The organism is Nostoc sp., assembly GCF_036917535.1.
Taxonomy (GTDB): Bacteria; Cyanobacteriota; Cyanobacteriia; order Cyanobacteriales; family Nostocaceae; genus Nostoc.
The window spans coordinates 1-9,698 of record NZ_JBALDA010000045.1 but is presented as its reverse complement, the minus strand read 5'-3'; the positions used below and the strand labels follow the sequence as shown (position 1 = coordinate 9,698).

General features: G+C 41.5%; 8 protein-coding genes. 1 reads left to right on the top strand and 7 read right to left on the bottom strand.

Features of this window, described 5'->3' with window-relative positions; genetic code table 11:
* The 7 genes from V7K56_RS15410 to V7K56_RS15380 all read right to left on the bottom strand — a co-directional run.
* Window positions 1-3,595, bottom strand: a 3,595-nt coding sequence (locus tag V7K56_RS15410; protein WP_334911756.1) for a HEAT repeat domain-containing protein, incomplete at its 3' end; no start/stop codon positions are given.
* Window positions 3,596-3,671: 76 nt separating this feature from the next.
* Window positions 3,672-4,052, bottom strand: coding sequence for a CU044_2847 family protein (locus V7K56_RS15405; RefSeq protein WP_334911755.1), 381 nt, complete (start codon window positions 4,050-4,052; stop codon window positions 3,672-3,674).
* Window positions 4,053-4,104: 52 nt separating this feature from the next.
* Window positions 4,105-4,275 carry a hypothetical protein gene (locus V7K56_RS15400; RefSeq protein ID WP_334911754.1) on the bottom strand — a complete coding sequence of 57 codons (171 nt, stop codon included), beginning with the start codon at window positions 4,273-4,275 and terminating at the stop codon, window positions 4,105-4,107.
* Window positions 4,276-4,562: 287 nt separating this feature from the next.
* Window positions 4,563-4,958 carry a hypothetical protein gene (locus V7K56_RS15395; RefSeq protein WP_334911753.1) on the bottom strand — a complete coding sequence of 132 codons (396 nt, stop codon included), beginning with the start codon at window positions 4,956-4,958 and terminating at the stop codon, window positions 4,563-4,565.
* Window positions 4,959-5,141: 183 nt separating this feature from the next.
* Window positions 5,142-7,094 carry a tetratricopeptide repeat protein gene (locus tag V7K56_RS15390; RefSeq protein ID WP_334911752.1) on the bottom strand — a complete coding sequence of 651 codons (1,953 nt, stop codon included), beginning with the start codon at window positions 7,092-7,094 and terminating at the stop codon, window positions 5,142-5,144.
* Entirely contained in the window at window positions 7,091-7,849 is a 759-nt protein-coding gene (locus V7K56_RS15385) for a hypothetical protein (protein WP_334911751.1), read from the bottom strand. The genes V7K56_RS15390 and V7K56_RS15385 overlap by 4 nt, the downstream gene beginning before the upstream one ends.
* Window positions 7,846-8,346 (bottom strand): hypothetical protein, encoded by a 501-nt coding sequence (locus V7K56_RS15380; protein WP_334911750.1) that lies wholly within the window; start codon window positions 8,344-8,346, stop codon window positions 7,846-7,848. Before V7K56_RS15380 ends, V7K56_RS15385 begins: the two co-directional genes overlap by 4 nt.
* Window positions 8,347-8,831: 485 nt before the next feature.
* Here V7K56_RS15380 and V7K56_RS15375 point away from each other — a divergent pair, with 485 nt between their 5' ends.
* Entirely contained in the window at window positions 8,832-9,185 is a 354-nt protein-coding gene (locus V7K56_RS15375; RefSeq protein WP_334911749.1) for a hypothetical protein, read from the top strand.
* Window positions 9,186-9,698 lie beyond the last annotated feature (513 nt).

Below are 9,698 nucleotides of genomic sequence, written 5' to 3'. Positions count from 1 at the left end.
CCTCTGCCGCGTTGCGTCTCACGTAATAATCAGAGTCATTAAGGGCGGCGATTAATCCCCGCACAGCTTCTGCATTGCCAATTTTACCTAAAGCCGATGCCGCGTAGTATCTCACGTCAGAATTAGATCTCTTGAGGGCGGCAATTAATCCCGGCACAGCTTCTGCATTGCCAATTTTACCCAAAGCCGATGCCGCGTTCCATTGCACGTCATAATTAGAGTGCTTGAGGGCGGCGATTAATCCCGGCACAGCTTCTGCATTGCTAATTTCACCCAAAGCCTCTGCCGCGTTGCGTCTCACGCCAGAATTAGAGTGCTTGAGGGCGGCGATTAATCCCCGAACAGCTTCTGCATTGCCAATTTTACCTAAAGCCGATGCCGCGTAGTATCTCACGTCAGAATTAGAGTTCGTGAGGGCGGCAATTAATCTCGGTACAGCTTCTGCATTGCCAATATTACCCAAAGCCGATGTCGCGTTCCATAGCACCTCATAATTAGAGTCCTTGATGACGGCGATTAATCCCTGCACAGCTTCTGCATTGCCAATATTACCCAAAGCCGATGCCGCGTTGCGTTTCACAAAAGAATCAGAGTCCTTGAGGGCGGCGATGATTAATCCCGGCACAGCTTCTGCATTACCAATATTACCCAAAGCTGATGCCGCGTTGCGTCTCACAAAAGAATCAGAGTCATTGAGGGCGGCGATTAATCCCGGCACAGCTTCTGCATTGCCAATATTATCCAAAGCCGATGCCGCGTTGCGTCTCACAAAAGAATCAGAGTCATTGAGGGCGGCGATTAATCCCCGCACAGCTTCTGCATTGCCAATATTACCCAAAGCCGATACCGCGTTGCGTCTCACAAAAGAATCAGAGTCATTGAGGGCGGCGATTAATCCCGGCACAGCTTCTGCATTGCCAATTTTACCCAAAGCCGATGCCGCGTTGCGTCTCACAAAAGAATCAGAGTCATTAAGGGCAGCGATTAATCCCCGCACAGCTTCTGCATTGCCAATTTTACCCAAAGCCAATGCCGCGTTGCGTCTCACAAAAGAATCAGAGTCATTGAGGGCAGTGATTAATTCCGGCACAGCTTCTGCATTGCCAATTTTATCCAAAGCCAATGCCGCGTTGCTTCTCACGTCAGAATTAGAGTCCTTGAGGGTGGCGATTAATCCCGGCACAGCTTCTGCATTGCCAATTTTACCCAAAGCCGATGCCGCATTGCCTCTCACGTCAGATTCAGAGTGCTTGAGGGCGGCGATTAATTTCTGAGACATCTGCAAATTGATTTTTGCCAATGCCACCACAACCGATTCAATAAAAATAGCTGTGGGGTAACGTCGCCAAAACTTGTAAATCTTATTGATTATCTTAGCAATTAATTTGGAATTTTGGCTGATTCCACCAGGAGCTTCTCCATTTTGCTGAACTTCAACAATACATCTCCCCGCCAATAATAACAGCGTCTGAAAAATATCATCCTTTTGTTTAAACAACACTTCTATCAACAGCATAGGATTTTTCATTAAACTTGCCAATAAAGTCAAAGTTTCATGAGAATCATATTCCCAAAATAGTTTTTTTGCTAAAGCAATACCATCACTCTGATTATTTTCGATGCCTTGATTGAGATAAAATGCTGTAAAATATTCCTGAAAGGTGCGATGTAAAAATAAATATTGCTCTCCTTCTCGTGAAAGCTTTTGAATAATTCCATCTGCTTCCGAAAGTTCTTTAATTAATTCCTCAGTAGTTTGATTTCGGAAATCGCGGATTTCTTGCTTGTTTAAAAATTTTTCAATTATTTTATGCAATTCATCACGATAAAAAACTTCTTTGCCCTCACTGCTAAACTTATATGCCAGATCAGCTAATAACTTCTTTTTAGCAATTACATTTTCGGGGAATAATCGACTATTATCATTTCTCCATTGACTCAACATATAATCTACAGCTTTTTCATAAACCTGGGCACGACGTGCAGGAAGCCTTAGCCCTTTGGTTTGATACAAACTACACAGCAAAGATAAAAGTAGGGGATTTTGCGCTAAACCAGCAATTTGTGGTTTATTTTGTATTTCAACAATCAGCCCTTCTGCGGAAACAGAATCATCCTCAATATAACCAGCCGCATTTTTAAACCAAATTTGAATATATGCTTCTGTTTGCTTTTGACTAAAAGGAACAATTTCAACTTCCTTAGCACTATCTACAAAAGCACCACCGTAACCGACAATTCTAGAAGTGCAAATAATTGAACAGTCATAATTTTTCAGAAATCGGTTGAGCCTTTGTTTTAAACGAGGGCGATATTCTTGTGGAACTTCATCCAAAGCGTCTAAAAGTAAAAGACATTTATTATTCTTTAATTTATCTTCTAATAAATATTTGATAGATTTTGCTACTTTTGGATAATCTCTCTCAATAATTCGAGGAATAGCATCAATAATTTCTTCTTTAGCTTCAGCCAAATCAGATAACCGCAAAAACAACGGAAATATTACATCATCAATCCCTCTTCCCCCCTCCTCGCTTGTGGGGAGGGGCTGGGGGTGGGGTGTTAATTTCTCCCTTTCCTCACGAGCAATTAAGCCAGCTTCCATCCTTAATAAAGTAGATTTTCCCATACCTGGGTCAGCCAAAACCATAATTTTTTGGTTTTCTTTTTTTGCCTCTTCCCAGTCAACAACAACTCGCTTTGTTTCCTCTTCTTTTCTTTTTTGCAATTCCTCATCAAAACCTTTCATCGCATAGAGACGCTTAAATCCGGCTTCACCTTCTGTATATGCCCAGCTTGTTTCTATTTCATGTTTATATTTTCTTTCTAGAGTGACTTGAATCGGGATATATTGCTCTTTCAGGATAATTTTTTCTTTAGTATGGAACAGTTTAATATATTTAAAATATTCTTCAATATCTGCCAAAAAATTGCAAACAGCATTTTTCTCTGGTTCTAATCCTAGCTTGTCTAAGCTATCAAGAAGATTATCCCAGCGAATTACATAACTTGCATCGCTTTTACTGCATTGAATCACTCCCACTACACCGCCCAACTCTTCAGCCAAAACCGCACCGCCACTACTTCCTGATTCAACCTTCGCATCAAGTTGGTGGGACAAAAACGCAGAATTTTCCTGTGGGAGCTTATTCCAAGGATTATTAAACTTTATTCCATTTTGATTCTGAGTTTTATAAGTTGAAACTACATTCAGAGGCGCACTAGCACGAATATTTTGGGCAAAAACATCAAAACCTTCCGGGAAATTAGCCTTTTTTGCTGGCGGAAAACCATAGACTTTTACCGATGTTGATAGCTGTCGAGCATTAATAATTGGAGCCGCCTTTGCAGACTCAACATTTATTTTTAAAATCGCAATATCTACTTCTAAATTTGAGAATTCTTCGTACCATTCCGCCGCATAAACTTGTCCTTGATATTCTACCCTGAGCGCATCCAACAAATAGATAACATGATGACAGGTGACAAGATGACCATCAGCGCGAATAATAAACCCAGAACCGACAGTACCCCCATTAGAATCGAGGATTTTGACCATTGATTCTCTCAGTTCATCCAGGGTGTAATTGCTCATGTTCGTGAGATATACTCAAAACGGCTTAAAACTGTGATTCTAAGCGAAGCTTTTAGTCCGCGCAAGCAAATTAAACTCATGTAGTCGCAGGGTTTAGCCTGTCGGGTTTTTGTGTTGATTCTTCCTGACTCAAATTCCACTCAATTGTTACCTTCACATTAGCTTGTGCGCTTCCCTTAGTAACAAAAGGAACTCCTGTTTCTCCTCCAGCTTGCAAGCCAAATTCCATCGTCACTTTACTTGGTGCTTTATCAGTTATCCCTTGCTTAACGCTATTGAGTATCAGTCCAGAATAATTGCGTACCGTACTAATCATCATTTTTTGTAGCCTTTCTGACCTTTCTCGGATGTCGTCAATATATCCAACGGCTTGCAATTCATCACTATCAGCGTCATCGTATTGAATATAAATTTTTTCTCCATCGGAACCAATAATTTCTGTTATCTTTGCTGACATAAGCCTATTATTATTACATTACCTTGAGCATCTATAATTTACCAGATGTTGCTCAATTTCCGATTTTCCGCTTTGGATCTATGCATTGCTGGTAAAATGAGATTTTAGCTGAGGTTTGTAAGTGGAGTGCGATCGCACTCTCTGCGATGGCATTTTGGCTTTGACTGAGGAGCGATCGCTTACCAAAGTCAAACAATGCACTTTTTAAAATAGGCGATCGCACACATCACCAATCAAAATTACTTATTTGGTTTGATTTGAGGTGGGATAGTAATTCGTCCTAGAATAACTAGTGCTACTGCAATTAAATTACCCCCCTTGCAAAGGCTAAGGTGTAGACATAAGTCAAATTACCCCCCTTAGTCCCCCCTTGCAAAGCAGGGCTGTTTCGTTCCCTCTCAAACAGGATTTGTCAAGATGATTAGCGATAAAAATCATAAGTATGGGTGGCGGCTGAATAGACTTTTAAACTGATTTCACTAGCCCCAGATTTGAATCTGAGGGCACTTTTTATACAGTTTTAGCACTCTTAGTAGTTGGTTCCTCTGGAGTCGCTTTCAAGCGTGTTGCTATGCTTTTACGAATGCGATCACTTTTGCGAACAGCACCCGCCATTTCATATTCACGGCTATCTTTGCCGTATTTAAAAGCAACTCCAATGAGCATTTTCTCAGTTAGATCGCTTAAAGTTCTGTCCAATTCGTCCATCTCAGTTTTAGAAGAGTCAATCACAGCTAGAGCAGTATTATAAGTATCTATCTTGGTACGATATTGCTCAATTAGTTGTGTCATACTTTCCAAGTTGCGCCCATCGCCAAAATCCATAGTCGGATCGATGGCTTTAAGTCCCGCGGTTCTGAATTCAGCTTTTTCTAGAACGCGGTATGTACGTTTTTGACGCGACATAAATGTATCCTTTTTATCTGCTTTAAAGCTAGTTTGCCTCACTAAAGCTGTATCTAGTTCAGTAATATCCTTGAAAACTAGTATTTAATATAACTAAAAATTCAGTATTTAACGCAAAAATTATGATTTTGTTGATGAAAATCGTGATTTTGTTGATGAAAATCGTGATTTTGTTAATGAAACTCATGATTTTATTAATGAAAACCATGATTTTATTAATGAAAACCATGATTTTTTTTGTTGAATTTCTCTGAGTTTGGCTGTCGCATCTTCTACAAATATTTGATAGAAAATCTCTCTAGCAAGGTCAATAGCGCGATTGAGCGCATCTACAGCCTCTTTTTGCCGTCCCAGTTTTAAGAGAATTTTAGATGTGAAGTAAATTAAATTACGACTTTGGCTATACTTGTCACCAATTTGGGTATACAGTTCTAAGGCTGCTTGACAATACTCTAAACCCAAAGTTAAATTTTCTTGTAAGATGCCGATTGCCTGTAATGTATTAGCTTCACCCAAGCGATCGCCAATCTCGCGGTAGAATGCCAATGATGCTTCGTAGCGCTCTAAGGCTTCGCTGCGTCGGTCTAGGAACTGCAAGACATCGCCGATAGCTTTTAATGTATTAGCTTCACCCAAGCGAGCGCCAATGTCGCGGTAGAATGCTAATGCTGCTTCGTAGCGCTCTAAGGCTTCGCTGCGTCGGTCTAGGAACTGCAAGACATTGCCGATAGCTCTTAAGGTATTAGCTTCACCCAAGCGAGCGCCAATGTCGCGGTAGAATGCTAATGCTGCTTCGTAGCGCTCTAAGGCTTCGCTGCTGCGTTTGAGGAACTGCAAGACATTGCCGATAGCTCTTAAGGTATTAGCTTCACCCAAGCGATCGCCAATGTCGCGGTAGAATGCCAATGCTGCTTCGTAGCGCTCTAAGGCTTCGCTGCGTCGGTCTAGGAACTGCAAGACATCGCCGATAGCTTGTAATGTATTAGCTTCACCCAAGCGATCGCCAATGTCGCGGTAGAATGCCAATGCTGCTTCGTAGCGCTCTAAGGCTTCGCTGCATCGGTCTAGGAACTGCAAGACATCGCCGATTGCCTGTAATGTATTAGCTTCACCCAAGCGATCGCCAATGTCGCGGTAGAATGCCAATGCTGCTTCGTAGCGCTCTAAGGCTTCGCTGCGTCGGTCTAGGAACTGCAAGACATCGCCGATAGCTTTTAATGTATTAGCTTCACCCAAGCGATCACCAATGTCGCGGTAGAATGCCAATGCTGCTTCGTAGCGCTCTAAGGCTTCGCTGCTGCGTTTGAGGAACTGCAAGACATCGCCGATAGCTCTTAATGTATTAGCTTCACCCAAGCGATCGCCAATCTCGCGGTAGAATGCCAATGCTGCTTCGTAGCGCTCTAAGGCTTCGCTGCGTCGGTCTAGGAACTGCAAGACATTGCCGATAGCTCTTAAGGTATTAGCTTCACCCAAGCGATCACCAATGTCGCGGTAGAATGCCAATGCTGCTTCGTAGCGCTCTAAGGCTTCTGTTGCTTTATAAACTCGAAACTTCGCTTTCCCTGCCCAATAATAAACTTCTGCTTTCGCAGGTGTTGCCACTTGCTCTGCTGCAATCTGTTCTAATAATGTTGTAATCAGCGATTCTAGTTCGGCAACACGAAAATTATTGTTCCACTTTTGGGCTAAATCCCAAAGCTCACTGCCTTCCCACTCCCGGTCAACTACAATCAAGTGATACAGCCATTCAATTTGAGTTTCTGGCTGTTCATTGGTGCTGCCAAAATACTCAACTGCCCGTTGCGACAACGTGATAAACTCATCCCGACGTTCTTGCCGCAGATGTTTTAACATCAGATTTCGCGTTAAATCATGAACATTGTGCCCTCTTCCAGGAAACTCTTCCACAAAAGGTAAAGCTTGCAATTCTGTATAAAGTTGAGATGACTGTGCTTGCAGTTCCGGGCGCAGTGCTGCCAAAATCTCTGCATTAAACCAGTGCGGCACTGCTGCCGCATAAGCTGCTGACGCTAACTCAGGCGAAAGCGTTGAGAGTAAACTCTCTGTCACAATCCAAGAGCGTTCCTCGTCTGTTTGTGCCTTTGCTAGTTTTTGCAATAATCGATTATTCATTGCCCTTCCTTCGCTAGCGTTTCTAACCATTGCACAATTGAAGCAGGTTGTCCCTCAAATATCCGCATCGTCGTTTTTACCTGATCTGGAGTAAGGTGCAATCCAGCTTTTTGGGTGTAGTCATACCATGCCTTTGGTTCCGAGATGGCTTCTAAACGAAAATAGTGATGTAAATCCATCCATTCAATTGTCGGTTGAGGAATGTGCTGTCCGGCAATTACTACAATTAAGTTATCTGTATCAACAACCTCAGTTAAAAATTCGCCCCCTAACCAGTTTGCCAGTTCAGTAGCGGCTTTTTCGTAAGAATCAAACAAAAAAACTAATGTTTCAGGAATTTTCCGCAAGTCCTGAAAAAATGCTTCTCGTAGTTCAATCAAGCGAAAATTGCGTGTAGATTCATCTACATTAGACAAAACTACGCTCAATTGATTATCGTTACCAGTCATCGTAGTGTCAGAGACTTCTATCCCCGATTTGAGATATCGCCCAACAGCAGCGTTTAAATAAGGAAAATGCTTGTTTTTTAAACGCTTGCGTACACAAGAAAAGATATAGGGAATTCCTCGCTGTGCTGTTTTGAGATCCACTGGCACAGATAATATATTTCTAGGCAGACTATGCATAAACAGTGCCAGTAACTGAGTCTTACCTAAACCAGATTTAGCTTCAATCAGTAGCACCCGTTTGGCAAAGCTTCCCTGCACCATCTGGTTGAAAAGTCGAAGTTCCTCTGTGCGATTGGCAATAATCATGGATTCGGAGGATTATTTTGTTGGGGAGAAGATGGAGGATTGGCATCATCTGTCACAGAAAACTCTTGGTTCTCACCGTCTATATCAGTATTTTCTACCCAAACGTCTCCTTTAGTAACTCTTGCTTTATTTCCGCTTCCTTTCATCCGTGTCCCTTTGACAACAGTTCCCGGATTTGTCCCTGGCTGAGGGGGAGTTGGTTGTGCAGACTGTCTACCCCAAGCGTTACCGAAGATGAGTTGAAAAATATTAACTATAAAGGCTCCCACTAACGCAATGCCAATCTTTTCAACCAATCCTCTGACATTTGATGTTTTCGCAACTTCTCCAGACAACCATGTCCAAATTCCTGACAAGAGAGCAAGTTCAATTACTACAGCAATAACCAAGAACCAGCTACCTCGAAAGGTTCTGAGTGGGGGTAATTGATTAATCAGATACCCAGAAACCACACCGATAAATGCAGCTACTAAAATCTGTAAAAGCTCGTTTGGCATAGCAAAATAAACTAATTCGGTTGCGATTTTGCTTCATTACGCTGAATTTACTATACACCCTGGATACTTAACGGCATACTGAATATATAGATTGGTATCGCTGGCAGTAAGAAAGCGCCTGTTTATTAGCAATGTCTACGATGGGCTACGCTTACGCAATCTTGGCGCTTTCTGTGCTGACTGAGTGCGTTGGCGTAGCCCGCCGTAGGCATCGCTCTACTGCCACTGTTAAATACCCTTAATTTTAATGTTGGCATATCTTAACGAACTTAACTGCGATCGCAAAAAACTGAATCAGATAATCCAACTTCCAAAGAGATGCCATTCGTTATAGCTTGGTAATGCCTAAAACAGCAAAAATCATTGATACGCTAAGTATATACGCCATAAAATTATTATAGTTAAACCTAACGATAGAGTTAATTAAAGTATTTTTCCTAGAGAATAAGAGACAAGCAATACTAAAAATAATTTTGATAAAACAAATGAACGCCAAAATTATTGCTTTCTTAGGGATTACGGCAGCCTTTGCAAGCTTAGGAAGTCAAGTCTGCGCTCAGTCACCAGTATCAAACTCAAATCCCGGACAATACAGATTGACTGGTGCTTCTCTAGTTGGAATTGATCAGAAAACAGCTCAAGATGACTTTATAAGTTTTTTTGAGCAAACGAATCCAGCAAGTATTTCCAACAATAATAGAAGAGACAATAAAGCTCCAGCCCCAATCCGCTTTAACGAATCATTATCACAGCCAGACAATTCAGTTTTCTTAACACCAGCTCAGTCAGGGAGTGACAATGATGGACTGCAAGTACAGTTAGATATAAAGAGAGAATAATCAGGTATAAGAGGATGTTTTAAAAGTGATTGGTTGTAATTTTAGGCACTTGTTGATCCCCCCTAACCTTCCTTAAAAAGACAGAACCGGAATCAAAGTCCCCCTTTTAAAAGGAGATTTAGGAGTATCTAAAACGTTTTGCTACCGACCAGAGGACTTTTAAAACATCCTTTAAAGGCTGATGCTGTAGTTTTAATTAATTTTGCGTTTTCCAAAATCCTTGCTAATAGTCTGTTAAGTTTAAATTAGTAAGGTCAATAAGTTCGTAGTAAGGACTTTAGTCTTGAATGTTTTAAGCACTAAAGTGTTTACTACGAACTTTTCATTACTAGTACGCCACGGCGTAAATAGAGCAACCATTTAAAATCACTAAAAAGCCCATTCCATAATACTTTTGACTTTTGACTTTTGACTTTTGACTTCTGCCTTGCGGTACTAGTGGTCTGTCCCATTAATTTTGATGGGTTGGATAAATCTTTGAAAGCTTAACTCTTGCATCCTCTGTACGAAAAC

Coding starts and splice junctions, on each gene's coding strand:
- V7K56_RS15405 (WP_334911755.1), bottom strand. CDS start 4,052: ATGTCAGCAAAGATAACAGAAATTATTGGTTCCGATGGAGAAAAAATT.
- V7K56_RS15395 (WP_334911753.1), bottom strand. CDS start 4,958: ATGTCGCGTCAAAAACGTACATACCGCGTTCTAGAAAAAGCTGAATTC.
- V7K56_RS15390 (WP_334911752.1), bottom strand. CDS start 7,094: ATGAATAATCGATTATTGCAAAAACTAGCAAAGGCACAAACAGACGAG.
- V7K56_RS15385 (WP_334911751.1), bottom strand. CDS start 7,849: ATGATTATTGCCAATCGCACAGAGGAACTTCGACTTTTCAACCAGATG.
- V7K56_RS15380 (WP_334911750.1), bottom strand. CDS start 8,346: ATGCCAAACGAGCTTTTACAGATTTTAGTAGCTGCATTTATCGGTGTG.
- V7K56_RS15375 (WP_334911749.1), top strand. CDS start 8,832: ATGAACGCCAAAATTATTGCTTTCTTAGGGATTACGGCAGCCTTTGCA.